Origin of the sequence: Cupriavidus sp. OV096, assembly GCF_900115455.1 — a bacterium.
Classification (GTDB): Bacteria; Pseudomonadota; Gammaproteobacteria; order Burkholderiales; family Burkholderiaceae; genus Cupriavidus.
Genome location: NZ_FOWM01000006.1, coordinates 204,989 through 230,187, shown reverse-complemented (window position 1 = coordinate 230,187; position 25,199 = coordinate 204,989). Strand labels below are relative to the sequence as shown.

Sequence of the window (25,199 nt, the reverse complement as noted above, 5' to 3'; positions counted from 1 at the left end):
ATGGGACTTTACTTGAAACTGCGTTCATCGGTAGGAAAACAGAAAAGCAGCAGGAGACGCAGCACGATGAGCGACACCCCCAATCCCACCCACACCGGCGACTGGCTGGCCCGCGCCCGCCAACTCTCGACCGCCGAGATCTCGGACGCCCTCGACTATTTCCGCCTGCCCGGCAGCGCGCTGGGCATCCAGCACATCGCCGGCCGGCCGCAGGTGTTCGGCCCGGCCTTCACCGTGGCCTTCGTGCCGGTGGACCTGGCCACGCCGGGCACGGTGGGCGACTTTCTCGATGACATTCCGCAGGGCGCCGTGGCCGTGCTCGACAACGCGGGCCGCATGGACTGCACGGTCTGGGGCGGCATCATGAGCCGGCTGGCCGCGCATCGCGGGGTGGGCGGCACGGTGATCCACGGCGTCTGCCGGGACACCGCCGAGGCCGACGCGGCCGGCTATCCGCTCTATGCGCGCGGCCGGTTCATGCGCACCGGCAAGGACCGCGTGCAGGTGCGGGCGGTGGAGCAGCCGGTGAGCCTGGGCGATGTGCGCGTGGCCAGCGGTGACTTCATCGTGGCGGACCCGGACGGCGTGGTGGTGGTGCCGCAGGCCCGCGCGCAGGAAGTGTTCGAACGCGCGCTGCGCACGCGTGACGTGGAGGACCAGATTCTCGGCGCCGCGCTGGAGGGCATGGCGCTGCGCGACGCCCGTCGCCAGTTCGGCTATCACACGCTGCAACGCGCCGGCCACTGAGCCCGGCGCCGCGAAGGGGCTCCCGGCCCCTCGCACACTATAAATAGAGATGGAGACAGACATGGCATTCCCCTCCCACCCGCGCCGGCGCGCGGCTGCCGGTTTCGTGCTGGCCGCGACCGTTATCGCAATCTTTGCCGGCGTGAATTCCACCGCCCTCGCCGCCGCCGATACCCCCGCTTACCCCTGCGCCACGCTGCGCATCGTCTCGCCCTATCCGCCGGGCGGCACGACGGACATCCTCGCGCGCATCGTCGGGCCGGGCTTGTCGAAGCGGCTGGGCGTGCCAGTCATCGTCGACAACCGGGGCGGCGCCAGCAGCAATATCGGCACCGAGTTCGTGGGCCGCGCCAAGGGCGATGGCTGCACGGCGCTGCTCGGCAACAACACCGGCATCGTCATCAATCGCACCCTGTACAAGCTCAAGCTGGACCCCACCCGCGCGCTGGCCCCGGTGGGCGAGGTGGCGTCCGTGCCGCTGGTGCTTTACGTCAACACGGCGCTGCCGGCCAATAACGTGGGGCAGTTGGTGGATCTGGTCAAGGCGTCGCCGGGCAAGTACAGCTACGCGTCCGGCGGCAGCGGCAGCCCGCAGCATCTGGCTGGCGAACTGCTGAAGCTGGAGCGCCATCTGGACCTGATCCACGTGCCGTATCGCGGACAGGGGCCGGCGCTGAGTGATGTGCTGGCGGGGCAGGTGCCGATTGCCTTCGAGACCACCACGGCGCTGGCGCCGCAGCTCAAGTCGGGCCGCGTCCGGCCGCTGGCCACTACCGGCGCCAAGCGCGCCCGCGCACTGCCTGATCTGCCGACCATGCAGGAGGCCGGCTTCCCGGGCTTCGTGATCGAGAACTGGTACGGCCTGTTCGTGCCGGCGGAGACGCCCGCGCCGCTGGTGCAGCGCCTCAACGACGACCTCAACGCCGTGCTCGGCGAGCCGGACGTCGCCGCCAAGCTGGCCGAGATGGGCTCGGGCGATGTGCGCGGCACGCCGGCCCAGTTCCGCGCCTTTATCGGCAAGGAACTGCCGTATTGGGAATCGCTGGTCAAGCGCTCCGGCGCGACCGTTGACTGATCTTCATCGAACTTCGCCATGACCACTTCGATTACCGCCGCCCAGCGCGACCAGCTCAAGCGCCTGGGCACCGCCACGATTCACGAGGCGCAGGGCCAGCGCGGCGCCGTGGACCCACGCATCGCGCCGCTGGACCCGACCATGCGGCTGGCCGGCCCGGCGCTGACCGTGGACATCCGTCCCGGCGACAACCTGATGATCCACTACGCGCTGACCAAGGCGCGCCCGGGCGATGTACTCGTGGTGGACGCGAAAGCGTTCGTCGATGCCGGCCCGTGGGGCGATGTGTTGACCTTCGCGGCGCAGCAGATCGGCATTGCCGGACTGGTGATCGACGGCGCGGTGCGCGATGCCTCGCAAATCGTCGAGATGGGCTTTCCGGTGTTCTGCCGGGGGCTCAGCATTCGCGGCACCAACAAGCACCAGCCGGGCAAGCTGAACCTGCCGCTGATCCTGGGCGGGGCGGCGGTGCGGCCCGGCGACATCGTGGTGGGGGACCGCGACGGCCTCGTCATCGTGGCCGCCGACGAGGTGCCCGAAGTCATCGCCGCGAGCGCGGCGCGCGAGCAGAAGGAGGCCCAGATGCGCGAGCGGCTGGCCCAGGGCGCGACCATGGTCGAGCTGCTGGGCCTGCGGGAGACGCTTGACTCGCTTGGGCTGCGATAAAAATCAGCCCGCCGTGGCGTAGCGCGGGGCCGGCGCGTTGCGGGACAGCTGGCCCATCATCGACTGGCGGGCGCTTTCATAGGCCTGCCATGTGTCGAGGGCGTGCAGCGACGGAATCGTGATCAGTTCGCCCTGGTCGAAACCAACCAGCGCCGCATCGACCATGGCCGCCGCCGGCATCACGATGTTCTGGTCGAGGTGTTCCACCGGCAGGCCGCCAATCGCCCAGAAATCGGTGGCCGTGGCGCCCGGCAGCACCGCCTGCACGCGCACGCCCTGGTCCTTCAGTTCGTGATGGAGCGACTGGCTGAGCGCCAGCACGTAGGCCTTGCTCGCCCCATAGACCCCGTTGAGAATCTCCGGCGCCACGGCCACGATCGACGCGATATTGATGATCGACCCCTGCCCGCGCGCCACGAAACCGGGCACGGCGGCGTAGGTCAGGCGCGTCAGCGCGGTCACGTTCAGGTCGACCATCCGCGTCATATTGTCCACGTCGCTCTCCAGCAGCGGCGTGTGCGTGCCGACCCCGGCGTTGTTCACCAGCAGCGTGATGCTGGCGTCCTCGCGCAGCTTGGCTTCCACCGTGGCCAGCGAGGCGCGGTCGTTCAGGTCCGCCACCAGCACTTCCACTTCGCGGCGCGTTTCGTCCGTGATGCGCGCGGCCAGCGCGTTCAGCTTCTCGCGGTTGCGTGCCACCAGGATCAGGTTGTAGCCGCGCCGTGCCAGCCGCTCGGCGTAGAGCGCGCCGATGCCGGTGGAGGCGCCCGTGATCAGGGCCGTGCCGAGGGGAGGGGTCGGGGTGATTGCCATGGTGATGCTCCTTTGAATCGGTTTGTGTCGTCGGATCGGATTCGTCGAATCCATGGATGTCATCGTAGGGTCGTTTGACGATAGCCGAAATGACGTTTATGGTACGGATTCAGGACATAGGCCACGGCGTGGCGCGGAGTGATCAATGCATCGCATCGGATTTCTGTTGATCGATGGTTTCCAGGTGATGGCGCTGGCCACGCAGAGCGTGTTCGAGTACGCCAACATGGTGGCGGGGGAGCCGTTCTATGCCATCGACAACTACTCGATAGCCGGCGGGCCGGTCCGCTCGTCGCTGGGCATGCGCGTGGAGACGCGCGCCGTCGGGCCGCGCACGGCGGTGGATACGTGGATCATCGTCGGCGTGGGGGACCCGGTCGCCACGCCGACGCCGGCGGCGCATCTGGACTTCGTGCGCCGCGCAGCCCCGCGCGCCCGGCGGGCGGCGTCGATCTGCACGGGCGCCTTCGTGCTGGCCGAGGCGGGGTTGCTCGAAGGCCGGCGCGTCACCACGCACTGGGCGTACGCGCGCGCGATGCAGCAGCAGCACCCGGGCATCCACGTGGAGGACGACCGTATCTATATCGTCGATGGCCCGATCTGGACCTCGGCGGGCATGACGGCCGGGTTTGACCTCGCGCTGGCGATGGTCGAGAAGGATCTTGGCGCGGACGCGGCGCGGTCCCTCGCGCACAAGCTGGTGATGGTGCAGCGGCGCGCGGGCGGGCAGTCGCAGCACTCGGAGCTGCTGGACATGGCGCCGAAGTCAGACCGCATCCAGCGCGCCATCGACCATGCGCGCAAAAATCTGAGCCAGGCGCTGACGGTGGAGGAACTCGCGCAGTCGGTGCATCTGAGCCCGCGCCAGTTCAGCCGGATCTTTACCGCGGAGACCGGGCAGTCGCCGGCAAAGGCCATCGAAAGCCTGCGGCTGGAGGCGGCGCGGTTGATGATCGAACAGAGCCGCCACCCGCTGGACGTGGTGGCGCGCGAAACCGGCTTTCGGGACCGCCGGCATATGCGCGAGGCCTTCGTGCGCGGCTTCGGCCTCCCGCCGCAGGCGGTGCGGCGCGCGGCGCGGGCCTAGGCTGGCGGGCTGGCCGGGCGACTAACGCCGGCGGCCCCAGCGGCGGCTGCGCCGCGCCAGCCGGCGTGCGCGCAGCAGCAGGAAGAGGCGCGGTAGTAGATCGTCGAGCACAGGCACCAGCGCCACCAGCAGTAGCAGGGCCGCCAGCGGAATCGTGGCCGTGTAGCCGATGCCGTTGAACGCCAGCGCCCCCACCACGCCCCCGCCGAAGAACAGTCCCACCAGCAGGGCGAGCATGCGCAGCTTGTCGTGGTTGGCCGTCACCGGCCGCCGGTTGCCCAGTGGCGGCGCCCAGTTCCAGTAGCACAGCTTGCCTAGTTCGATACCGATGTCCGTGACCATGCCGGTGACGTGGGTGGTGCGGATCTCGGCGTTGGAAACCTTGGTGATCATCGCGTTCTGCAGGCCCATCATGAAGCACAGCAGCATCACCGTGGCTGGCACGAACAGCCACTGCTTCAGGCCCAGTTGCGCGCCCATCAGGCCAAAGCAGAGCAGCAGGGCGGCTTCCAGCACCAGCGGCAGCGCGTATTCGCTGCGCAGGCCGGTGCGCCGGGCCCAATTGATGGTGATGGCGGAACAGGCGGCGCCGAGCAGGAAGGAGAGGAAGGCGCCCAGGCCCTGGAGCAGCAGGGCGAAGTTGCCGAGCACGAGATCGTCGGCCATCGCCGAGACGATGCCGGACATATGCGAGGTGTACTGCTTGACCGCGAGGAACCCGCCGGCGTTGGCCGCGCCCGCCACGAAGCACAGGAAACCGGCTAGCTGCCGGTTCGAATAGGCAGTGCGCTGGCGCGCCGTGAGACTGCGCAGATAGGCGATAGGCATGGTCAACCTCGCGGAATCACGACCGGGAAGCCGTCATCATACGACGCGCCAAAACGAAAATGCCTCCCGAAGGAGGCATTCGAAACATAGGACGTCATATAACGTCCGGGGGCGCGTCAGGCCTTGACCGCCTGCCGCGCCAGCAGCTTCCAGGCGCCGCCCTGCTTCTGCCAGACCTGAAGCACCTTCAGGTTCACCGTGCCGGGTTTGCCGCTATCCAGCGTCTCGCCGGACAGCGTGTGGCGCACCACGGCCACATCGCCCGAGACGGACACGGTCTGGTCGGTGATGGCGATCGACACGAAATCGGACTTCTTATCGAGCAGGTCGCCGATGAAGCTGGCCTTGGTGTCGAGGCGGCCGCCCGAGTGGCCGTAGCTCAGCGTCTCGGCAACCAGTGCGGAGAGCGCGGCCTGGTCGGGATCGACCATGGCGACGCGGAGCTTTTCGGCGGTGGTGGTGACGGACTGGACGTCCGCGGACTGGGCCATGGCAGGCACGCTGGCCGATGCAAACAGCACGGCGGCGCCAAGGGCTGCGGCGAATTTGAACATCGATGTCTCCCGTTTTTTGTTGGAGGAACGGTGATGGATTGACTGGGGCATCGAAGTCACGCCCCAGTTGTCGGTCATCGTATCACGTCCATCGGGAGCCCCGCATCAGCCGTCCTTGCCGTCGATGCGCACCCGCAACAGGTAGGGGGTGTATTTGACGAGGTAGAGCAGGAAGGCCGCCACCCACAGCGCGCCGGCCCCGGCCACCGCCTGCGCCTTGAGCGCCGGCAGCCAGATCGGCAGCGCCACGCGGACCAGCGCGGACAGCACGATGCAGGCGTAGGCCAGGTGTTCCAGATGGCCGGTTTCCAGCCGCCGGCCAGTGTGGCCAAGCGCGGTGCGGGTAATCATGGCGACGATGGCGCAGCCGATCACGCCGACGGTCAGCGCGTGGAGCGCGGTGGAGCGGTCCACCCAGCCCTGCGCGGCGCCGGCAATCAGCAGGAAGCCGATCGGCAGGAAGGCATAGGCGAAGTGGAGGATGGCAACGATGGGCTTGCGCCAGGTGCGCAGCGGGTCCCAGCCGGCCAGCCGGATGCCGTGCGCCGCCGCCGCGCCGAGCGCCAGCAGCGTGGTGGCCAGCGGCGACAGCATCGAGGCATGGGCGACGATGGCGAGCAGGGTCAGCGCGATAACGGCGCGCTCGACCATCTCCACCCGGCGGATGCGCGTGCCCGGCACGCCGTTGGTGGTGAACATCGGAATCACCCGGCCACCGATCACTGTGACGAAGACGACGACCAGCCCGGTGGCTGCGTCGGCCATCTGGAAAGCCAGCCCGAGATGGCCGCTGGCGACGGCGAGGTCGAAGGCAAGGCTCAGCGCGCCCAGCACCCCCATGGCGATGGCGAGGCCCATGTTGCGCTTGTTCTTGGCCCGGCGCAGCAGGCGGTAGAAGCTGAAGCTGCACAGCGGCAGGAACACCGCATCCACGGCGATGGCCGCCCAGGCCGGCCCGGCCCACATCAGGATGCGCGCCGCCAGCCAGGTGCCGGCCAGCGCGGCCAGCCAGGGGCCTTGCGGTGTCTGGAGGCCGGTCCAGGCCTTGCCGGCGGTGAACAGGAAGCCCACCACCACCGCCGCCGCGAAGCCGAACACCATTTCATGCGCGTGCCAGGCCATGGTGCCCATCCACGGCTGCGCGGCCGGCTGCCACCAGCCGAGGTAGAGCGCCACCCAGGCCGGCACGGCCAGTGCGCCGAAGGCGGCGGCGAGCAAATAGAACGGACGGAAGCCGAGCGCGAAGACGGGCAGGCCGCGATAGCCGGCGTCGGGACGGGAGGGGGGAGAAATCGGCAGCAGGACGGACATCGTTGCTCGCTTGAATTCACGGCCGAACGCCGCGACGAATCGATTCTATAAAATATGCATTACAAACGCAACTTTAGAATGCGACCCCGTTCCAAGCCGGATTGACGGGGGAAACCGGCGGTCCCGTCACTTCTCACGGGTTAACCATTCCCCCCTTACGGATACCCCTCCCGCAGGAGGGGTAAAGCTTTCCACGTCCTGCCGTTAGCCCACGCACTAGACAGAGCACGGCGCGTACGCGCGCCAAATCGCGAGCGCGCCCGCAAGGGCAGAGCCAGTCATATCGCGATGTGCCAGCGAGTGGGGAACGGGCTCTCAGCGATTCGGCCGTCACGCGTGCGTGTGACATGCATCCGGCATGCCTATATCGGACAGGCATGCCTTCGGGAAAAGGGGATCACTGTGAGCTTTCGCAATCTTTCCATCAAGACCAAGCTCGTGGCCGGTTTTGGCACGCTGGCGCTGGTCGTGCTGCTGGTGTCGGGGCTGTCGTTGTACGCGCTGAACCGTGCCACCAGCGGCTTCAAGGCCTATGTCGATGGCCTCAACGCGCGGGCCGAGGTGGCCGCGCAACTGCGCTCCGCCGTGGACCGCCGCGCGATTGCCGCGCGCAATCTGGTGCTGGTGACCACGCAGGCGGACCTCGACGTGGAAAAGGCCGAGGTGCTGCGCGCGCATGACGATGTGGCGGCGCGCATGACCAAGCTCAGGGAGATGGTGTCCCGCGAAGGCGTCAGCGAGACCGCGCGCGGCCTCGTGGCCGGCATGGCCAGCGTGGAAGCGCGCTACGGCCCGGTGGCGACAGCCATCGTCGGCCTCGCGCTGGACAAGAAGCAGGAGGCGGCCATCGCCAAGATGAATGCGGAGTGCCGTCCGCTGCTGGCCGAGCTGGTCAAGGCCACCGACGCCTACGCCGGCTTCACGCGCGAGCGCCAGCACGAGATGGTGGCGGCGCTGGAGGCTGACTACGGCACGCAGCGCAACCTCCTGGTCGTGGTGTCGCTGGCCGCCGTGGTCTTCGGGCTGATGGGCGGCCTGCTGCTGACGCGCGCCATCACCGGCCCGATCCAGCGCGCCGTGGACGTGGCGCGCACCGTGGCGCGGGGCGAGCTGGGCATGCACATCGACGTGAATTCGGACGACGAGACTGGCCGCCTGTTGGGCGCGCTGCGCGACATGAACGACCGCCTGACCGAAACCGTGGCGCGCGTGCGTCAGGGCAGCGCCAGTATCGTCGATGCCACGGGCGAGATCGCCAACGGCAACGCGGACCTGTCCGCACGCACCGAGGAGCAGGCGGCGTCACTGGAGCAGACCGCCGCGAGCATGGAGGAGCTGACCGCCACGGTGCGCCACAACACCGAGAACGCCCGCCAGGCCAGCGAGCTGGCCCGCAACGCCGCGTCGGTGGCGCAGCAGGGCAGCGGCACGGTGGGGCGCGTGATGGACACCATGAACGGCATCAGCGCCAGTTCGGCCAAGATTGCCGATATCACCGGCATCATCGAGGGCATCGCCTTCCAGACCAACATCCTCGCGCTCAACGCGGCCGTGGAAGCGGCGCGCGCCGGGGAACAGGGGCGCGGTTTCGCGGTGGTGGCCAGCGAGGTGCGCGGGCTGGCGCAGCGCTCGTCCAGCGCGGCCAAGGAGATCAAGGCGCTGATCGAGGTCTCCGTGGCGCAGGTGAGCGAGGGCGCGGTGCTGGCCGGGGAGGCCGGCAAGACGATGGGCGAGGTGACCCAGGCGGTGGCCCGCGTGACCGGCATCGTCGACGAGATCGCGGCAGCGTCCGCCGAGCAGAACCGGGGCATCGAACAGGTCAACCAGGCCATCGTCCAGATCGATCAGGTCACGCAGCAGAACGCCACCCTCGTGCACGAGGCCGCCACGGCGTCCCGCTCGCTCGACGAACAGGGCCGCATGCTCAATGAGGCGGTGGCGTTCTTCCGGCTTCCGGGCCGGGCGGGGGATGTGGCGGGGGTGGCTGACGCTCGGCGCCGCCGCGCGCTGCCGGTTGGGGCCGTGCAGTTCAGCGGCTGAGGCTCGGGCGGCGCATGGCTTCGGCTGCCGCCGCCCGCAACTCCGGCGGGAACGCGCGCAGGCCGGCGCGGAAGAAGCCGCGCTCGGCGGGCCTGAGCGTGCCGATCTGCTGCGCCAGTCGCTCCATCGCGGTATAGGCGATGGCCGTGGCGCCCTGCTCGTGGGTGAGGTACCAGGCCGATTCCATCAGCAGGTTGGCGAGCTGGAGCGCGTTGTAGCGCACGTGGCCAGCGTCGTGCTCCTCAAGCGCGAAGGCGGCCACCGACGACCAGCGCACGAAGCCCTTGGCCGGCGCGAACGGGGCGTGGAAGGGGCGCAGGGCGTCGATGGCGGCGGCCACGGTGAGGGGGCGCTGGCTGCGGAACGCGGCCACGCTGTCGGGGGCTTCCACGTCGGCGGTGCCGCGCGCCACGCGCAGCAGGAAGATCGTGTTCCAGGCCGAGCCGCCGCCCACGCCGAAGCGGTCGCAGATCCATTCGGACAGGCCCAGCCAGCGCATGGCCTGCCGCTGCACGTCGCCGGCGGCCAGCGCGCGGCCTTCATCGACCAGCCCGTGCTGCCAGAACAGCCACAGCGACCAGCCGATATTGGCGGCGGCGTGTTGCACGGCGTCGACCGAATCGGCCTCGTAGCCGGCCTGCAGCGCGCCGGAGAACGCCTGGAGGGCGTCGCGCGCGGCGGTGGGGCGATCGACCTTGCCGGGTTTGGCCTTGGGATCGTCCGGCCGCAGCGCCAGGCTCTTGCGCACCAGTGCGCCCAGGTTCAGCGTCTCGAAGCGGACGCGCGGGTTGTAGCGCACCACCGGGCGTAGCTCGGCATCGGCGTTGAGGCGCGCCAGCTCGCCCTGCGCGGTGTCCAGGTCGCCGCGCGCGTAGTGCTCCCACGCGCGCACTACGTGGCCCATCGCCGCAAAGGTGGGCAGGGCCGCGCTGACGCCGCCCCGCGCGACGACGCGGTGGAAGCGGCGCAGCGCCGCGCGGCTCTGGTCGAGGCGGTCGCTGCGGCGCCACGCCAGGCTCTCCTTGAGCAGCGACAGCGCCTGCTGGAAGTCGTCCGCCGCGCTGCGCTGGGCGGCGCGGAACAACTCGGCCACGCCGGCATCGACCGTGCCCGGTACGCCGTCCTGCGCGCCGCGCATGGCCTGGGTGAGGTGGCTCCAGAACGCCATGTCGCGCATCACGTAGCCGAGGCCATCGTCGGCGGCGGGCGGCGCCGCATCGGCGCCATCGGTGCTATCGGCGGCGGACTGGCCCAGCCAGCGCGCCACGGCGGTGGCGCCCAGCGCCTTGCCGCCGGCTGCGAAGCGCAGGCGCCGCGCGCTGGCGGGCGGCATCCAGAACGGGCCCCGGCTGCGTCGGGCCGGGCGCAGATGGTCGATGGGCGCCGAGGTGTCGCCGCCCCAGCCCACCGGCACGCTCCAGCGCGCGAAATCGGCAAACGCGCGCGACACCATCATCCGCACATCGGCAGCCTCCGCAAAGCGCGCGCGCACGGCGGCGGCGGGCAGGTCTTCATGGTCGCGCGCGGTGGCCAGCCAGATGCGCGCCAGCAGCCAGACGGACTGGTAGCGCGCGGGCTGGCCGTTCACGCGGTAGGGCGCGGACAGGTCGATATGGACGAGCGGGGCGGGCATGGGGGCGGGGGCGATGGGGGGCGATTGGGGGGCGATTGTGGGGCGATTGTGGGGCGATTGTGGGGCCCCGCCATGTTACGCGTGTTACAGCCGGCCGGGTTGGCGCCCCGGCGATCAGCGCCTATGCTCCGCACCACGATCCGGGCCTGGATTGTCATCCCATGACATTTCGATCCTCCCCTCAGAAAGGTGCAGAACATGCCAAACAGATTGCCCAGCCTTGCCCGCCGCCTTTGCCTCGCCTCGCTGTCCGCCGCGCTGATGCTGGCCGCGCCGGTCCACGCGCAGACCGCCAAGGAAGCCCCCAAGGAAGCCCCGCTCAACCTCAAGCCGCTCTTCGATGCCGCCGGCACGCAGGGCACGATGTTGATCTACGACGTGCGCGCCGCCCGCCTGTACGCCTACAACCCGCAGCGTGCCCGTGAGGCCTACTCGCCGGCCTCGACGTTCAAGATCTTCAATTCCCTGATCGGGCTGGAGACCGGCGCCGTGGCTGACGTGGACAACGACAAGATCCCCTGGGACGGCAAGGTCTGGACCCACCACGGCAAGCCGATCCTGCCGGCCGTGTGCAATGGCGATGTGTCGCTGCGGCTGGCGTTGAAGAACTCGTGCGTGCCGGCCTATCAGGCGCTGGCGCGGCGCGTGGGGACGGCGCAGTACCGCCGCTTCCTCGGCGCGGCCCACTTCGGCAATGCCGATGTGAGCGGCCCGGTGGACCAGTTCTGGCTCAACAACCACCTGAAGATCACCACCTACCAGCAGATCGACTTCATGCGGGCCGTGGTGGCGCGCACGCTGCCGGGCATCTCGGCGCGCAGCTATGACGCGCTGGATGACATCCTGACCATCGAGCAGACCCCGGCGTACACGCTGCGGGCCAAGACCGGCTGGTCCGCGCGGGATGGTGTCGATGTGGGCTGGTGGGTCGGCTCGCTCACGCGCGGCGAGGACCGCTACGTGTTCGCCATGAACATGGACATGCCGAAGATGGATCAGGGGCCGAAGCGGCTCGAGATTGGCCGCGCCGCGCTGCAGCAGGCTGGCGCGCTGCCGCAGGCGAACTAGTCGGCTTGGGCGCCCTAGGGCGCCAGCTGGTCGAGGACGGCGCCCATGGTGGCCAGGCCGGCCTCGACCATGTGCTGCATGTAGGCGCCCATCTGCGGCATGACCAGGGTCATCACCAGCATGCCACCGAGGAGCGTCACGGGGAAGCCCACCGCGAAGATCGAGAGCTGCGGCGAGGCGCGGTTCAGAATCCCCATCGCCAGGTTCAGCGTGAGCAGCGTGGCGATCATCGGCAGCGAGAGCAGCGTGCCGGCCGAGAACACCATCGACCCGGCCTTGGCCACCGTGCCCCAGCCGTGGCCGGAGAGCGGCGTGGCGGCGATGGGCACCGCGCCAAAGCTGTCCACCAGCACGGCCAGCATCATCAGGTGGCCGTCCAGGACGATGAACAGCAGCATCGCCACGATGTTCAGGAAACGCGACAGCACCATGGTCTGCCCGCCCGACGAGCGGTCGTAGAACGAGGCGAACGAGAGACCCATCTGCAGGCCGATCACCTCGCCGGCGGTCTGCACCGCCGCGAAGACCAGCCGCATGGTGAAGCCCATGGCCACGCCGATGCCGACCTCGTTGAGGATGATCAGGAAGCCGTCGAAGGAATAGACCGTGGCGCTCGGGATATTGCCGAGCGTGGGCGAGACGATGACCGACAGCGCACCGGCCAGCAGGACCTTGGCGCGGCGCGGAATCGTCGATTCACTGAACAGCGGCGCGGTGGCGATCAGCCCGAGCAGGCGGAACATCGGCCACAGGAAGGCGGCGATCCAGCCGTAGAGCTGGGCCGTGGAGACGTCGATCACGGCAGGCGGGCGTCAGTGCGCCAGCGCGGGAATGCCCTGGAACACCTCGCGCATGTAGTCGACGAAGGTGTTGATCATCCACGGGCCAACCAGCACCATCGTCACGAACAGTGCAATCAGCTTGGGGATGAACGTCAGGGTCATTTCGTTGATCTGGGTGGCGGCCTGGAACAGGCTCACCACCAGACCGGCCGCCAGCGCCACCAGCAGCAGCGGGGCGGACAGCATCAGCGTCATCTTCATCGCTTGCGTGGCGATGGTCATGACTGTTTCGGGCGTCATGGCAGGCTCCTTGTCAGGTCATGAAGCTCTGCGCCAGGGAGCCCAGCAGCAGTTGCCAGCCATCCACGAGCACGAACAGCATCAGCTTGAATGGCAATGAAATCGTCGCCGGCGGCACCATCATCATGCCCATCGCCATCAGCACGCTGGCCACGACCAGGTCGATGATCAGGAAAGGGATGAAGATCGTGAAGCCGATCTGGAACGCGGTCTTCAGCTCGCTGGTGACGAACGCCGGCACCAGCACCGAGAACGGCACGTCTTCCGGGCCGTTCATCTCGGGCGTCTTGGCCATCTGGGCGAACATCGCCAGGTCCTTCTCGCGGGTCTGGCGCAGCATGAACGTGCGCATCGGCACGGCGGCGCGGGACGCGGCGGTCTCCAGGCTGATCTTGTTTTCCGAGAGCGGCTTGTAGGCGTCCGTGTACACGCGGTCGAATACCGGGGACATGACGAAGAAGGTCAGGAACAGCGACAGGCCCACCAGCACCTGGTTCGGTGGCGAGGAGGCCGTGCCCAGCGCGCTGCGCAGCAGGCCCAGCACGATGACGATGCGGGTGAAGCCCGTCATCATCAGCATGGCAGCCGGCAGAAACGACAGCGAGGTCAGCAGGACCAGCGTCTGGATCGAGAGCGACCAGGTCTGGCCACCGCCGGCGGCCGGCTTGCTGGTCACGCCCGGCAGCGCCTGGGCCAGGGCCGATTCGGGCAGGGCCGACAGCGCCAGCCCGACCGCTACCGGCAGCAGCGCGACCCAGGCCCCGCGGGCGGAATGCCGCCCGATGGCGGCACGCAACGTGTTCATTTCTTGAGGTTTTCCTGCATCGCGCGCATCAGGCGCTCGCCAAAGCCGCCCTGCAAGGGCTGCGGCGCGGTGGTGCCGGCCGGGACCATGGCATCCGGCTGGGCCGGGAGGGTGTGGAGCGGACGAATCTCGCCGGCGGAAACACCCAGCACGAGCCAGGTATCGCCAACTTCGACCATGACCACCTTCTGGCGCGCGCCCAGCATCAGGCTGCCCACGACTTTCATCGTGGCGCCGCCGCTGCCGTGGCGCACCAGGCCCACGCGGCGCGCGAGCCAGGCCATGCCGAGGATCAGGGCGATGACGGCAAACAGGCCGAGCCCGGCCTGCGCGAGGCTGGCCCCGCCGCTGATCACCGGCGCGGACTGCGCGACCGGGGCAGCCGGTGCACTGGCTGCCTGGGCGGTACTCAATACAACATCTGCAGCCTGCGCACCGGCCGTGGCCAGACCCGTGAGGATCAGGCCCGCGGCAAAGCGTCCGGCAGACCGCAGCCGGCGCGACACGGCTGTCATTTGTTCAGCTTCCGGATACGTTCGGACGGCGTGATGATGTCCGTCAGGCGGATGCCGAACTTGTCGTTCACGACCACCACCTCGCCCTGGGCGATCAGGTAGCCGTTGACCAGCACGTCCATCGGTTCGCCAGCCAGGCCGTCGAGTTCCACCACCGAGCCCTGCGCCAGTTGCAGCAGGTTCTTGATGGGTACCTTGGTGCGGCCCAGTTCCACGGTCAGCTGCACCGGGATATCGAGAATCATCCCGATATCGTTGTGGAAGCCGGCCGGCGCTTCCTGCGCCAGCGGCGGGAACACCGTGGAGGCTGCCGGGGTGGCGGTAGCCATGGCCTGCGAAGGCGCCGCCGTAGCGGGTGCCGTAGCGGAGGGGGTCGTGGCGGCCGGGGCGGCAGCCGGTGCCGGCTCGGCGCTGGTCTGCTCCGCCAGGGCGCTGGCCCAGTCGTCCATCGGATCGACCGGCTTGTCCTGAGTGCCGTCAGTCATGATCGGTTTCCTTGTTGGAATCGCTGTCTTGGTAATTGATCATTCGCTCCACGCGCAGCGCGTACTGGCCGTTCATGGTGCCGAAGCCGCATTGCATGACGGGCACGCCGTCCACCTTGCCGAAGAGCTTCTCGGGCAGGTCGATCGGCAGCACGTCGCCGGCACGCAGGGCCAGTACCTCGGCCACGGTGCTCTGGAGGTGCGTGAATTCGGCCACCAGTTCCACTTCGGCGGCACGCAGCTGGGTGGAGAGCTGGCCGAGCCAGCGCTTGTCCACCTCGACCTCGTCCTGCAGCGGGTTCATCAGCAGATCCCGCAGCGGTTCGATCATCGAGAAGGGAATGCAGATATGCAGTTGCCCGCCCACGGCGCCCAGTTCGATATGGAACGCGGTGGTCACCACGGCGTCGTTGGCGCCGGCGATGTTGGCAAACTTGGTGTGCATCTCCGAGCGGACATAGTCGAACTCGATGGGATGCACGGTGCGCCAGGCCTGGCCGTAGCTGTTCAGCGTCAGGTCCAGCATGCGGCGGATGATGCGTTGCTCGGTCTGCGTGAAGTCGCGGCCTTCCACACGGGTGTGGAAGCGGCCATCGCCGCCGAACAGGTTGTCCACCACCAGGAACACGAGGTTCGGGTCGTACACGAACAGCGCGGTGCCCCGCAGCGGCTTCATGTGGACCAGGTTCAGGTTGGTCGGCACCGGCAGGTTGCGCACGAAATCGCCGTATTTTTCGATCCTTACCGAACCGACCGAGATGTCGGCGCCGCGGCGGATGAAGTTGAACAGCGCCGTGCGCAGCGCCCGCGCGAAGCGCTCGTTGATGATTTCGAGCGTGTGCAGGCGGCCACGGATGATCCGTTCCTGGGTAGCCAGGTTGTACGGCCGCACCCCGCCTTCATCAATAGCGGGCGCGCTGCTGGCTGCGGGCGCATCGGATTCGCCCGATACGCCTTTCAGTAGCTCGTCTACCTCGTCCTGCGAGAGGAACTTGTCGTAGGCCATCTAGTGTCCTGCCCCGTGAACAGCTGTAAGGATGAAACGGTCCATGGCCGGCTTCAGTCGGCGCGCCAGGCGCGTCGGCAGGAAGGAAGGTCGGCGGACAGTTTCATGTCGGTTATGCAGTTGGGTTCGGGAGCAGGGCGCCAGGGGCTTACTGCACCACGAACGATGTAAACAAGACATCCAGGATCTTCTGGGGCGGCAGGCCGGGCGCGAACGGCTGGCTGATGGCAGCCTGCACGTCCTGGGCCAGCTTGCGCTTGCCCTCCACCGTGGCCAGGTCCGCCGGCTGGCGGGCCGAAAGCAGCAGCAGGATGCGGCTGCGCGCTTCCGGCTGGTACTGGGCCAGACGGCCCTGGGTGTCGGCGTCCGCCACCTTGAGCGACAGGCCGGTGTGCAGGAAGCGATCACCGTCCTCGCCCTTCAGGTTCACCGTGAACGCGTCGAGCGGCACGAAGATCGGCGCGGGGATTACGGGTGCTGCCGGCGCCGCTGCCTGGCGATTACCGCCGAGCACGCTGCCGAGCACGAAGCCGCCAACGCCCAGCACCACCACCAGCACGCCGCCGCCAATCAGCAGCAGTCGACCGCGCTTGCTTGAATTGCCGCCAGTCTGGGAGGGGGAAAGCGTGTTCGCCATGAGATGCCTGTGTCGGAATGCCTGCCATTCTTCCCGAATCGCAGGCAAGCAAAGGGCCGATAAAAAGGGGGAAACCCACTCAGCTTGGCCGTTTGAGCTGGGCGGGCATCGGACGCGGAGGCGCATGGGCGCGCCATTAGCGCCTGCACCATGGTTAACGAATGGGCGCGCCGGAACTTAAGACGCACGTCTTGCATGACGTGTGAATGTGATCGATGAATATCTTAAAAGGCCGGCGCCGCGGCCCGGCTCGCGTGGCTGCCGGCAGGGCGGGTGGCGACCTCCGGACACCTTTCATGTCAGTTCCGCGAGTCTTATGTGCCGCCAACCGTTGTGGAGCCGCGGGTGTTGCGATTTAAGTCTTATATAAGATATAAGACATTTGATCTGGGCCGGACTTCGGATTACAATCACGCGGCAACCAGCGGTGTGCTGTGCCGCTGGACCCACAGAGACAAAGCTGTACGTTACAACCCTATTACCAGCAGGTTCCCATGCTTGATATCTATCGCGCCCATGTTGCCGAACGCGCCGCGCTTGGCATTCCCCCTCTGCCGCTGACCGCCAAGCAGACCGCCGAGCTGATCGAACTGATCAAGAACCCGCCGGCGGGCGAGGAACAGACCCTGCTGGACCTGATCACCTACCGTGTGCCGGCCGGCGTGGACGACGCCGCCAAGGTCAAGGCTTCCTACCTGGCCGCCGTGGCCCTGGGTTCGGAGAAGACCGCGCTGATTTCGCGCGCCCGCGCCACCGAACTGCTGGGCACCATGCTCGGCGGCTACAACATCTCCCCGCTGATCGAGCTGCTCGACGACGCCGAAGTCGGCGCCGTGGCCGGCAACGCGCTGAAGACCACGCTGCTGATGTTCGACGCCTTCCACGATGTGAAGGAAAAGGCCGACAAGGGCAACGCCAACGCCAAGTCCGTGCTGCAAAGCTGGGCCGACGCCGAGTGGTTCACGAACCGTCCGGAAGTGCCGGCGTCGATGACCATCACCGTGTTCAAGGTGCCGGGCGAGACCAACACCGACGACCTGTCGCCGGCCCCCGACGCCACCACGCGCCCGGACATCCCGATGCACGCGCTGGCCATGCTGAAGAACAAGCGTGAAGGCACCGCGTTCGAGCCCGAGGAAGACGGCAAGCGCGGCCCGGTGAAGTTCATCGAGTCGCTGAAGGAGAAGGGCAACCTCGTGGCCTACGTGGGCGACGTGGTCGGCACGGGCTCCAGCCGCAAGTCGGCCACCAACTCGGTGCTGTGGTTCACCGGCGAAGACATCCCCTACGTGCCGAACAAGCGCTTCGGCGGCGTGTGCCTGGGCAGCAAGATCGCCCCGATCTTCTACAACACGATGGAAGACGCCGGCGCGCTGCCGATCGAACTCGACGTGTCGCAGATGGACACCGGCGACGTGGTCGAACTGCGCCCGTACGAAGGCAAGGCGCTCAAGAACGGCGCCGTGATCGCCGAATTCAAGGTCAAGTCGGACGTGCTGTTCGATGAAGTGCGCGCCGGCGGCCGGATTCCGCTGATCGTCGGCCGTGGCCTGACCGCCAAGGCCCGCGAGGCACTGGGCCTGGCCCCGTCCACGCTGTTCCGCCTGCCGCAAAACCCGGCCGATACCGGCAAGGGTTACACGCTGGCCCAGAAGATGGTTGGCCGCGCCTGCGGCCTGACCGACGGCACGGGCATCCGCCCGGGCACGTACTGCGAACCGAAGATGACCTCGGTGGGCTCGCAGGACACCACCGGCCCGATGACGCGCGACGAGCTGAAGGACCTGGCCTGCCTGGGCTTCTCGGCCGATCTGGTGATGCAGTCGTTCTGCCACACCGCCGCCTATCCGAAGCCCGTGGACGTGAAGACGCACCACACGCTGCCCCAGTTCATCAGCACGCGCGGCGGTATCTCGCTGCGTCCGGGCGACGGTGTGATCCACTCGTGGCTCAACCGCATGCTGCTGCCGGATACCGTGGGTACCGGCGGTGACTCGCACACCCGTTTCCCGATCGGCATCAGCTTCCCGGCCGGCTCCGGTCTGGTGGCGTTTGCCGCTGCCACCGGCGTGATGCCGCTGGACATGCCGGAATCGGTGCTGGTCCGCTTCAAGGGCAAGATGCAGCCCGGCGTCACGCTGCGCGACCTGGTCAACGCGATTCCGCTGTACGCGATCAAGTCGGGCCTGCTGACCGTGGCCAAGCAAGGCAAGAAGAACATCTTCTCGGGCCGTATCCTGGAAATCGAAGGTCTGCCCGAACTGAAGGTGGAACAGGCTTTCGAGCTGTCCGACGCCTCCGCCGAGCGTTCGGCCGCCGGTTGCACGGTGCGCCTGAACAAGGAACCGATCATCGAGTACATCAACAGCAACATCACGCTGCTGAAGTGGATGATCGCCGAGGGCTACCAGGACCCGCGCAGCCTGCAGCGCCGTATCAAGGCCATGGAAGCGTGGCTGGCCGATCCGAAGCTGCTGGAGCCGGACGCTGACGCCGAGTACGCCGCCGTGATCGAGATCGATCTGGCCGACGTGCATGAGCCGATCGTCGCCTGCCCGAACGACCCGGACGACGTGAAGACGCTGGGCGACGTGGCCGGCGCCAAGATCGACGAAGTGTTCATCGGCTCGTGCATGACGAACATCGGTCACTTCCGCGCAGCCTCGAAGCTGCTGGAAGGCAAGCGCGACATCCCCGTGAAGCTGTGGGTGGCCCCGCCGACCAAGATGGACCAGAAGCAGCTGACCGAGGAGGGCCACTACGGCGTGTTCGGCACGGCCGGTGCGCGCACCGAAATGCCGGGCTGCTCGCTGTGCATGGGTAACCAGGCACAGGTGCGCGAAGGCGCCACGGTGATGTCCACCAGCACGCGTAACTTCCCGAACCGTCTGGGCAAGAACACCAACGTGTACCTGGGCTCGGCCGAACTGGCCGCCATCTGCTCGCGCCTTGGCCGTATCCCGAACAAGGAAGAGTACATGGCCGACATGGGCGTGCTGACCGCCAACAGCGACAAGATCTACCAGTACATGAACTTCGACCAGATCGAAGACTTCAAGGAAGTGGCCGATACCGTGAACGTGTAAGCGTTTCCGGGCACAGCCGGCCCTGCCGTTCGCGGCAGGGCATCGAACCCCGCGTTGCCGATGGCATCGCGGGGTTTTTTCTTTGGGGGAAGGCGGGAGGTAGGGCGGGCCGGCCGTCAGCCCATGTAGATCTGCGCCAGCCCTTCCTTCAGGGCGGTCGCGATCTGGTCGTGGCGGCGGTCGATATGGCGGGTGAGGATGGGGATGCAGCGCTCGGGGTCGCGCGCCTTGAGGCCCAGCAGGATCTCGCGGTGGTCGTTCTGGCTGACGCGGCGGTCGCAGCGCTCCATGTCGATCCAGCGCACGAAGCGGATGCGCGCGTTGATGTTCTTCAGCACCCGCAGCATCTCCAGGTTGCCGGACATCGCCATCAGGCCTTCATGGAAGGTCTCGTCGAGCTTCACGAGTTCCTCCACCGTACGGTCGCCCGGCTCCGGGCCGGTGTTCTCCAGGAAGGACAGCAGGGCGTCGATGTCCTCTTCCTTGGCACGCACGATGGCCAGCCGCAGCGCCTCGGTTTCCACCACCTTGCGCAGCTCGTAGAGGGAAAACACTTCCTGGGCATCCAGATCGCGGCAGAAGAAGCCCTTGCCCGGCGAGAAGCGCAGCAGCCCTTCGGTCGTCAGGCGGGTCAGCGCCTCGCGCAGCGGGGTGCGGCTGACGCCCAGCGCACTGGCCAGCACGCCTTCGTTGAGCCGTTCGCCGGGTTTGAAGTCATAGCCCACGCTCATTTGCTTGAGCTTGTCATAGACCTGCTCGACGATGCTGTCACTTGCCACGGTTGCCACGGTATTGAGTCCTGTCTTCGGTCATCAGCCTTTCGCCGGTGCTGGCGAAAGGCTGGAATATACCTGAATTCGATTCTGTGCACGGCGGTGTATACACCTCGCGGCAACCGGCACGCCGCCATGCGAATCGGTCTATATCAGCGTTAATCGATATGGGCGCCGGAATCCTTGACGATTTTGGCCCAGGTTTTCATATCGGCAAGCTGCGTGCGCTTGAACGCTGCCGGGCCGCCATCGGCAATGGGCTGGATCGCCTGGCTCACCAGCCATTGGCGGAAGCTCTCCGTGCCGATGGCCTTGAGCACGGCCTGCGACATCCGGGTCTGGATGTCCGCCGGCAACTCGGCCGGGCCGAACAGGCCGTACCAGGTGGTGCTTTCGAAGCCGGGCAGGCTGCACGCCTCGGCGACGGTCGGCACATTCGGCAGCACACTCACGCGCTGCGACGAAGTGACCGCTAACGCACGCACCTTGCCAGACTGGATGGCGCCCAGGCTCGGCGAACTCTGGTTGAAGAAGAAATCGACCTCGCCCGAGAGCAGCGCGGTCATGGCCGGCCCCTGGCCCTTGTACGGGATGTGCACGTAGCTGGTCTTCGAGGCCGTGGCGAACTGCGTGCCGGCCAGATGGCCGGAGGCGCCGTTGCCGGTTGAGGCGTAGTTCAGCGTGCCCGGCGCCTTTTTCGCGGCGGCGATCAGGTCCTGGCAGGTCTTGATCTCCGGATGCTTCTCGGGATTCACGAGCAGGATATTCGGCAGCGTGCCCAATAATGCAATGCGCGAGAAATCATTCACCACGTCAAATGACAGTTTCGAATATAGCGCGGGATTAATCGCGTGCGTGCCGGCCGTGCCGAGCAGGAAAGTATAACCATCCGGCTTGGCCTGCGCGACGAGACTCGACGCGATATTCCCGCCCGCACCGGGGCGATTATCGGAGATAAACGAGACGCCGAATTCCTTGTTCAGCTCCACGCCAAGCCGGCGCGCGTAGATGTCGGTGGCGGCGCCCCCGGGGAAGCCGCTGACGATGGCAATCGTGTTGTTGGGCCACGACTTGGTGTCCTGGGACGAGGCGGGGCTGGCCAGCCCCATCAACGTGACAGCAAGCAGGGAGGCGGGAAGCAAGGCAAATCGCGGGGCAAATCGGCGCATCGTCATGGGAACGCTCCAAGGGCAGGGTGGTGGGGGCAACGTGCGGGCCGGGTGGCTCCCGGCCCTGCACTCCGTCCTGTATACAGACTTTAATTATTGATCTGTATTCTGTAAAGCGTTATGCTGCGCTTCACCGTTGCGGCCTCATCGAGCCCCGTTTTGGTTCATCGGCACCGTAATGGTTCACCCCTATTTATTGCCGAGTAAAAACAATGACTTCTTCTCTTTCCGCTACGCCTGCGCGCCCCGCCGCCCATAATCCCGCGTCCGATGCTGGTGCATGGCGCGCCGTCTTCGTCGATGCCAATCCCACACTGTCGGAAGTGGCTTCCCGCCTGCACCGGGCCGATGACCTGCCGCTGACGATCAACCGCCAGCCCGAGATCAAGCCCGAGCAACTGCCCGCGACGCTGGCCGGCGCGCCGATCGCGATCATCGACCACACTCATCTGCCGACCGAGATCGCCCGCCAGTGCACCGGCCTCAAGCACGTGGTGTTTCTGGGCACCGGCCCGCGCAGCTATATGAATCCGGAGGAACTGGCCGAGATCGGCATCACGGTGCACACCATCAAGGGCTACGGGGATACCGCCGTGGCCGAGTGCGCCTTCGCGCTGATGTGGGCGGCCGCGCGCAACTTCGCGCGCATGGACCGCGAGATGCGCGCCGGCAACTGGCTGCGCTCGGACGCCGTGCAGCTGACCGGCAAGACGCTCGGGCTGGTCGGGTTTGGCGGCATCGCCCAGGAACTGGCGCGGCTGGCGCGGGGTATCGGCATGCGCGTGCTGGCCTGGAACCGCACGCCGAAGACGCACGAGGGCGTGGAATTCGTCGATCTGGACACGCTGCTGGCGCAGAGCGACGTGGTGTCGCTGCACCTGCTGCTGACCGACGAGACGCGCGGCCTGATCACGGCGGAACGCATCCAGTCGATGCGCGACGGCGCGATCCTGGTCAACACGGCGCGTGGCGCGCTGGTGGATGAAGACGCCATGATTGCGGCGCTGCGCAGCGGCAAGCTGGCGCACGCCGGGCTGGACGTGTTCACGGTGGAGCCGATGCCCGGCGGCCACGTGCTGACCACGCTGCCCAACGTCACGCTGTCCGCCCATTCGGCTTTCCGCACACCGGAGGCCAATAACAACCTGATCGGCGCCGCGCTGGAGCACTGCCGCCGCATCGTCAAGACCCACGCCTGAGCCCGCCATGTCGACATCTTCCGCATCGCCCATCGTCCGTCTGGACCAGAACCACCGCCGCAGCCGGGCCGTCATCGCCAACGGCATGGTCTTTTTGGCCGGCCAGGTGGCTGACGACAAGTCCGGCGATATCGCCAGCCAGGCCCGCGAGGCGCTGGCCAAGGTAGACGCGCTGCTGGCCGAGGCCGGCACCGACCGCCGCCGCGCGCTGACCGCCCAGATCTGGCTGGCCGACATGGCCGACTTCGACGGCTTCAACGCGGTCTGGGACGCCTGGGTGGCCCCCGGCGAAACGCCCACGCGCTGCTGCGGCAAGGTCGAACTGGCCGACCCGGCCTACCGCGTGGAGATCGTCATCACTGCCTTGCTCGCCTGAACTCCGTCGACTTCCGCCGACTTCCGCCGATTTCACCAGAGGACGCCACCATGATTTCCACCACGGACCCGCACCGCAACCGCAAGCCGCGCAACATCAGCGAGGAAGAATGGGCGGTGCGCGTGCAACTGGCCGCCGCCTACCGGCTGGCCGCGAAGTACCAGCTCACCGACCTGATCTACACCCACATCTCCGTGCGCGTGCCGGGCACGCAGGACCAGTTCCTGATCAATCCGCACGGCTGGTTTTTCGATGAGATCACGGCGTCGTGCCTCGTGAAGATCGATACCGAAGGCCGGCCGATCGGCGATAACCGCTTCGAGGTCAACGCCGCCGGCTTCACGATCCACAGCGCCCTGCACCAGAGCCGCCACGACGTGGAGTGCGTGGTCCATCTGCACACGGACGCCGGCATGGCCGTCGCCGCGCTGGAGTGCGGCCTGCTGCCGCTGAACCAGATCAGCATGCAGTTTTACAACCGCGTGAACTACCACGACTACGAAGGTATTTCGCTGGATCTGGACGAGCGCTCGCGCATCGTGAAATCGATGCAGGACGCCAACTACCTGATCCTGCGCAACCACGGCCTGCTGACCACCGGCCGCTCGGTGGCGGAGGCGTTCACGCGCATGTTCTACCTGAATCGCGCCTGCGAGATCCAGGTGCAGACGCTGTCGATGGGCCAGAAGGTCACCCTGCCGTCGCCCGAGGTCTGCGAGCACGCCGCCAAGCAGCACGACGACTACGCCTACCTCGACACGGTGCACCTGGACCGCGAGTGGACGGCGCTGCTGCGCCTGCTGGATCGCGATGGCGGGGACTATCGCTGCTGAGACACCCCGGGGCTACGCCACGCCGCGCGCCATGCGTTCGAGATCGACCAGCCGGTCGTATTCCTCGCCACGCAGGATACCCAGTGCGATGGCGGCCTCGCGCGGCGCCATGCCGTACGCCATGGCGTGGCGCACGATGCGTGCCGCCTGGTCGTAGCCGATCACCGGGTTCAGCGCGGTGGCTGCCAGCAGCGGGCTGTCGAGCTGGCGCGCCAGCCGCGCGCGGTCCGGCGCCAGCCCGGGGATGACCCGTTCGGCCACGGTGTTCGCACTGTCGGCCAGCAGGCGGATGGACTGGAGGACGTTGTAGATCAGCACCGGCTTGGCCACGTTCAGCTCGAAGCTGCCCGAGGCGCCGGCCATGGTCACCGTCACATGGTTGCCGGCTACCTGCATGCCGGCCTGCACCATGACTTCGGCGATGGTCGGATTGCGCTTGCCCGGCATGATCGACGAGGTGAGCCCGTCCTCGGGCATCACCAGCTCGCCGAGGCCGCAGTTCGGCCCGGAACTCATCCAGCGCAGGTCGTTGGCGATCTTGATGCACGACGCCGCAATCACGTTCAGCACGCCGGACAACTCCAGCAGGGCGTCGTGCGCGGCCATGCCTTCCACCTTGCAAGGATTGGGCTGGAACGGCAGGCCGGTCAGGCGGCTTACCTCCGCACAGAACGCCTCCGCGAAGCCGGGCGGGGCGTTGAGCCCGGTGCCCGCCGCCGTGCCGCCCTGCGGCAGCATCAGCAGGCGCGGCAGGGTCCCCTCGATACGCGCGATGCCGTGCCCGATCTGCGCGGCGAACCCCTCGAAGGCGCGGCCCAGCGTGGTCGGCACGGCATCCATCAGGTGGGTGCGCGCCAGCTTCAGGATGTCCGCGAAGTCCGTCGCGCGCGCCTGAAGGCTGTCGCGCAGCGCGGCCATCGCCGGCAGCAGCCGGTCTTCGAGTTCCAGCACCGCGCTCAGGTGCATCACCGTGGGAAAGCTGTCGTTCGATGACTGCGAGCGGTTGACGTGATCGTTCGGATGGATCGGCTGCTTGGTCCCCAACGGCTGGCCCAGCCGCTCGTTGGCCCGATTGGCGATCACCTCGTTCGCATTCATATTGGTCTGCGTGCCGGAGCCGGTCTGCCAGACCGTGAGCGGGAAATGCGCATCGAACGCGCCGCTGCGCACTTCGGCCGCCGCGGCGACGATGGCCGCCGCCATCTCCGCCTCCAGCGCCCCGCGCTGCTGGTTGGCAACGGCCGCCGCCATCTTGTGCAGGCCGAAGGCGTGGATCAGGCAGTCCGGAAAGCGCTCGCTGCCGATGCCGAAGACGGCCAGCGCGCGCTGGGTCTGGGCGCCCCAGTAGCGGTCCGCCGGGATATCGACGGGGCCGAAGGCGTCATGCTCCACCCGGGACGTTGTCATGGCG

At 67.5% G+C, this 25,199-nt stretch carries 24 protein-coding genes and 1 pseudogene; 10 read left to right on the top strand and 15 right to left on the bottom strand.

Features of this window, described 5'->3' with window-relative positions; all coding sequences use genetic code 11:
* Positions 1 to 66 precede the first annotated feature (66 nt).
* From BM115_RS15870 to BM115_RS15860, 3 genes are all read left to right on the top strand, one after another.
* The gene (locus tag BM115_RS15870) at positions 67 to 747 is read left to right on the top strand and encodes an RraA family protein (RefSeq protein ID WP_092295627.1); all 681 of its coding nucleotides are present in this window, start codon (positions 67 to 69) and stop codon (positions 745 to 747) included.
* A 61-nt stretch (positions 748 to 808) separates the two neighbouring features.
* On the top strand, positions 809 to 1,822 hold the full coding sequence (locus BM115_RS15865; RefSeq protein WP_092295624.1) for a Bug family tripartite tricarboxylate transporter substrate binding protein: 1,014 nt from the start codon (positions 809 to 811) through the stop codon (positions 1,820 to 1,822).
* Between the two features lie 18 nt (positions 1,823 to 1,840).
* Positions 1,841 to 2,488: a 4-carboxy-4-hydroxy-2-oxoadipate aldolase/oxaloacetate decarboxylase gene (locus tag BM115_RS15860; protein WP_092295621.1), complete on the top strand. Its 648-nt coding sequence runs from the start codon at positions 1,841 to 1,843 to the stop codon at positions 2,486 to 2,488.
* Between the two features lie 3 nt (positions 2,489 to 2,491).
* Here the strand turns inward: BM115_RS15860 and BM115_RS15855 are convergent, their stop codons facing one another.
* Complete coding sequence (locus BM115_RS15855; protein ID WP_177219938.1) at positions 2,492 to 3,301, bottom strand: SDR family NAD(P)-dependent oxidoreductase; 810 nt, start codon at positions 3,299 to 3,301, stop codon at positions 2,492 to 2,494.
* A gap of 145 nt (positions 3,302 to 3,446) precedes the next feature.
* On the opposite strand from BM115_RS15855, the gene BM115_RS15850 reads away from it, so the two are divergent.
* Positions 3,447 to 4,388 carry a GlxA family transcriptional regulator gene (locus BM115_RS15850; RefSeq protein ID WP_092295618.1) on the top strand — a complete coding sequence of 314 codons (942 nt, stop codon included), beginning with the start codon at positions 3,447 to 3,449 and terminating at the stop codon, positions 4,386 to 4,388.
* Between the two features lie 30 nt (positions 4,389 to 4,418).
* Here BM115_RS15850 and BM115_RS15845 read toward each other — a convergent pair.
* The 3 genes and pseudogenes from BM115_RS15845 to BM115_RS15835 form a co-directional block, all read right to left on the bottom strand.
* A pseudogene (locus tag BM115_RS15845) lies at positions 4,419 to 5,216 on the bottom strand (YoaK family protein); the annotation flags it as partial.
* 116 nt (positions 5,217 to 5,332) lie between these two features.
* Entirely contained in the window at positions 5,333 to 5,770 is a 438-nt protein-coding gene (locus BM115_RS15840) for a nuclear transport factor 2 family protein (protein WP_092295612.1), read from the bottom strand.
* A 105-nt stretch (positions 5,771 to 5,875) separates the two neighbouring features.
* Positions 5,876 to 7,081 (bottom strand): NnrS family protein, encoded by a 1,206-nt coding sequence (locus BM115_RS15835; RefSeq protein ID WP_092295609.1) that lies wholly within the window; start codon positions 7,079 to 7,081, stop codon positions 5,876 to 5,878.
* 402 nt (positions 7,082 to 7,483) lie between these two features.
* On the opposite strand from BM115_RS15835, the gene BM115_RS15830 reads away from it, so the two are divergent.
* Entirely contained in the window at positions 7,484 to 9,121 is a 1,638-nt protein-coding gene (locus BM115_RS15830; RefSeq protein ID WP_092295606.1) for a methyl-accepting chemotaxis protein, read from the top strand.
* Here BM115_RS15830 and BM115_RS15825 read toward each other — a convergent pair.
* Entirely contained in the window at positions 9,111 to 10,754 is a 1,644-nt protein-coding gene (locus tag BM115_RS15825; protein WP_092295603.1) for a hypothetical protein, read from the bottom strand. The genes BM115_RS15830 and BM115_RS15825 overlap by 11 nt on opposite strands.
* 198 nt (positions 10,755 to 10,952) lie before the next feature.
* Here BM115_RS15825 and BM115_RS15820 point away from each other — a divergent pair, with 198 nt between their 5' ends.
* Complete coding sequence (locus BM115_RS15820; RefSeq protein ID WP_092295600.1) at positions 10,953 to 11,822, top strand: OXA-1206 family carbapenem-hydrolyzing class D beta-lactamase; 870 nt, start codon at positions 10,953 to 10,955, stop codon at positions 11,820 to 11,822.
* Positions 11,823 to 11,836: 14 nt separating this feature from the next.
* Here BM115_RS15820 and fliR read toward each other — a convergent pair whose 3' ends face one another.
* From fliR to fliL, 7 genes are all read right to left on the bottom strand, one after another.
* Positions 11,837 to 12,622, bottom strand: coding sequence for a flagellar biosynthetic protein FliR (gene fliR / locus BM115_RS15815; RefSeq protein WP_092295597.1), 786 nt, complete (start codon positions 12,620 to 12,622; stop codon positions 11,837 to 11,839).
* A gap of 12 nt (positions 12,623 to 12,634) precedes the next feature.
* Entirely contained in the window at positions 12,635 to 12,904 is a 270-nt protein-coding gene (gene fliQ, locus BM115_RS15810; RefSeq protein ID WP_092295594.1) for a flagellar biosynthesis protein FliQ, read from the bottom strand.
* Positions 12,905 to 12,917: 13 nt separating this feature from the next.
* On the bottom strand, positions 12,918 to 13,709 hold the full coding sequence (fliP, locus tag BM115_RS15805; protein WP_092295591.1) for a flagellar type III secretion system pore protein FliP: 792 nt from the start codon (positions 13,707 to 13,709) through the stop codon (positions 12,918 to 12,920).
* Positions 13,706 to 14,224, bottom strand: coding sequence for a flagellar biosynthetic protein FliO (fliO, locus tag BM115_RS15800; protein ID WP_092295588.1), 519 nt, complete (start codon positions 14,222 to 14,224; stop codon positions 13,706 to 13,708). The genes fliP and fliO overlap by 4 nt, the downstream gene beginning before the upstream one ends.
* Complete coding sequence (fliN, locus tag BM115_RS15795) at positions 14,221 to 14,709, bottom strand: flagellar motor switch protein FliN (RefSeq protein ID WP_092295585.1); 489 nt, start codon at positions 14,707 to 14,709, stop codon at positions 14,221 to 14,223. Before fliN ends, fliO begins: the two co-directional genes overlap by 4 nt.
* Complete coding sequence (fliM, locus tag BM115_RS15790) at positions 14,702 to 15,715, bottom strand: flagellar motor switch protein FliM (RefSeq protein ID WP_092295582.1); 1,014 nt, start codon at positions 15,713 to 15,715, stop codon at positions 14,702 to 14,704. Before fliM ends, fliN begins: the two co-directional genes overlap by 8 nt.
* A 148-nt stretch (positions 15,716 to 15,863) precedes the next feature.
* Complete coding sequence (gene fliL / locus BM115_RS15785; protein WP_092295579.1) at positions 15,864 to 16,352, bottom strand: flagellar basal body-associated protein FliL; 489 nt, start codon at positions 16,350 to 16,352, stop codon at positions 15,864 to 15,866.
* A 494-nt stretch (positions 16,353 to 16,846) separates the two neighbouring features.
* On the opposite strand from fliL, the gene BM115_RS15780 reads away from it, so the two are divergent.
* Positions 16,847 to 19,438: a bifunctional aconitate hydratase 2/2-methylisocitrate dehydratase gene (locus BM115_RS15780; protein WP_092295576.1), complete on the top strand. Its 2,592-nt coding sequence runs from the start codon at positions 16,847 to 16,849 to the stop codon at positions 19,436 to 19,438.
* Positions 19,439 to 19,554: 116 nt separating this feature from the next.
* On the opposite strand, the gene BM115_RS15775 is transcribed toward BM115_RS15780, so the two are convergent.
* Both BM115_RS15775 and BM115_RS15770 read right to left on the bottom strand, forming a co-directional pair.
* A complete protein-coding gene (locus BM115_RS15775; RefSeq protein ID WP_092295573.1) occupies positions 19,555 to 20,226 on the bottom strand; it encodes a GntR family transcriptional regulator in 672 nt (223 codons plus the stop codon).
* A gap of 143 nt (positions 20,227 to 20,369) precedes the next feature.
* The gene (locus BM115_RS15770; RefSeq protein ID WP_255370848.1) at positions 20,370 to 21,386 is read right to left on the bottom strand and encodes a Bug family tripartite tricarboxylate transporter substrate binding protein; all 1,017 of its coding nucleotides are present in this window, start codon (positions 21,384 to 21,386) and stop codon (positions 20,370 to 20,372) included.
* Between the two features lie 206 nt (positions 21,387 to 21,592).
* On the opposite strand from BM115_RS15770, the gene BM115_RS15765 reads away from it, so the two are divergent.
* The 3 genes from BM115_RS15765 to BM115_RS15755 are packed head-to-tail and all read left to right on the top strand — an operon-like array spanning position 21,593 to position 23,788.
* The gene (locus BM115_RS15765) at positions 21,593 to 22,579 is read left to right on the top strand and encodes an NAD(P)-dependent oxidoreductase (protein ID WP_092295570.1); all 987 of its coding nucleotides are present in this window, start codon (positions 21,593 to 21,595) and stop codon (positions 22,577 to 22,579) included.
* 7 nt (positions 22,580 to 22,586) lie between these two features.
* Positions 22,587 to 22,955: a RidA family protein gene (locus BM115_RS15760; protein WP_092295566.1), complete on the top strand. Its 369-nt coding sequence runs from the start codon at positions 22,587 to 22,589 to the stop codon at positions 22,953 to 22,955.
* 50 nt (positions 22,956 to 23,005) lie between these two features.
* Complete coding sequence (locus BM115_RS15755) at positions 23,006 to 23,788, top strand: class II aldolase/adducin family protein (RefSeq protein ID WP_092295563.1); 783 nt, start codon at positions 23,006 to 23,008, stop codon at positions 23,786 to 23,788.
* Positions 23,789 to 23,800: 12 nt separating this feature from the next.
* On the opposite strand, the gene BM115_RS15750 is transcribed toward BM115_RS15755, so the two are convergent.
* Positions 23,801 to 25,195, bottom strand: a complete 1,395-nt coding sequence (locus BM115_RS15750; RefSeq protein WP_092295560.1) for a class II fumarate hydratase — start codon at positions 25,193 to 25,195, stop codon at positions 23,801 to 23,803.
* Positions 25,196 to 25,199: the final 4 nt, after the last annotated feature.

Excerpts from the sequence above, each read along its gene's own strand:
- BM115_RS15870 (WP_092295627.1), top strand. The coding sequence starts at position 67 with ATGAGCGACACCCCCAATCCCACCCACACCGGCGACTGGCTGGCCCGC.
- BM115_RS15865 (WP_092295624.1), top strand. The coding sequence starts at position 809 with ATGGCATTCCCCTCCCACCCGCGCCGGCGCGCGGCTGCCGGTTTCGTG.
- BM115_RS15860 (WP_092295621.1), top strand. The coding sequence starts at position 1,841 with ATGACCACTTCGATTACCGCCGCCCAGCGCGACCAGCTCAAGCGCCTG.
- BM115_RS15855 (WP_177219938.1), bottom strand. The coding sequence starts at position 3,301 with ATGGCAATCACCCCGACCCCTCCCCTCGGCACGGCCCTGATCACGGGC.
- BM115_RS15850 (WP_092295618.1), top strand. The coding sequence starts at position 3,447 with ATGCATCGCATCGGATTTCTGTTGATCGATGGTTTCCAGGTGATGGCG.
- BM115_RS15840 (WP_092295612.1), bottom strand. The coding sequence starts at position 5,770 with ATGTTCAAATTCGCCGCAGCCCTTGGCGCCGCCGTGCTGTTTGCATCG.
- BM115_RS15835 (WP_092295609.1), bottom strand. The coding sequence starts at position 7,081 with ATGTCCGTCCTGCTGCCGATTTCTCCCCCCTCCCGTCCCGACGCCGGC.
- BM115_RS15825 (WP_092295603.1), bottom strand. The coding sequence starts at position 10,754 with ATGCCCGCCCCGCTCGTCCATATCGACCTGTCCGCGCCCTACCGCGTG.
- BM115_RS15820 (WP_092295600.1), top strand. The coding sequence starts at position 10,953 with ATGCCAAACAGATTGCCCAGCCTTGCCCGCCGCCTTTGCCTCGCCTCG.
- fliQ (WP_092295594.1), bottom strand. The coding sequence starts at position 12,904 with ATGACGCCCGAAACAGTCATGACCATCGCCACGCAAGCGATGAAGATG.
- fliP (WP_092295591.1), bottom strand. The coding sequence starts at position 13,709 with ATGAACACGTTGCGTGCCGCCATCGGGCGGCATTCCGCCCGCGGGGCC.
- fliO (WP_092295588.1), bottom strand. The coding sequence starts at position 14,224 with ATGACAGCCGTGTCGCGCCGGCTGCGGTCTGCCGGACGCTTTGCCGCG.
- fliN (WP_092295585.1), bottom strand. The coding sequence starts at position 14,709 with ATGACTGACGGCACTCAGGACAAGCCGGTCGATCCGATGGACGACTGG.
- fliM (WP_092295582.1), bottom strand. The coding sequence starts at position 15,715 with ATGGCCTACGACAAGTTCCTCTCGCAGGACGAGGTAGACGAGCTACTG.
- fliL (WP_092295579.1), bottom strand. The coding sequence starts at position 16,352 with ATGGCGAACACGCTTTCCCCCTCCCAGACTGGCGGCAATTCAAGCAAG.
- BM115_RS15780 (WP_092295576.1), top strand. The coding sequence starts at position 16,847 with ATGCTTGATATCTATCGCGCCCATGTTGCCGAACGCGCCGCGCTTGGC.
- BM115_RS15770 (WP_255370848.1), bottom strand. The coding sequence starts at position 21,386 with ATGACGATGCGCCGATTTGCCCCGCGATTTGCCTTGCTTCCCGCCTCC.
- BM115_RS15765 (WP_092295570.1), top strand. The coding sequence starts at position 21,593 with ATGACTTCTTCTCTTTCCGCTACGCCTGCGCGCCCCGCCGCCCATAAT.
- BM115_RS15760 (WP_092295566.1), top strand. The coding sequence starts at position 22,587 with ATGTCGACATCTTCCGCATCGCCCATCGTCCGTCTGGACCAGAACCAC.
- BM115_RS15755 (WP_092295563.1), top strand. The coding sequence starts at position 23,006 with ATGATTTCCACCACGGACCCGCACCGCAACCGCAAGCCGCGCAACATC.
- BM115_RS15750 (WP_092295560.1), bottom strand. The coding sequence starts at position 25,195 with ATGACAACGTCCCGGGTGGAGCATGACGCCTTCGGCCCCGTCGATATC.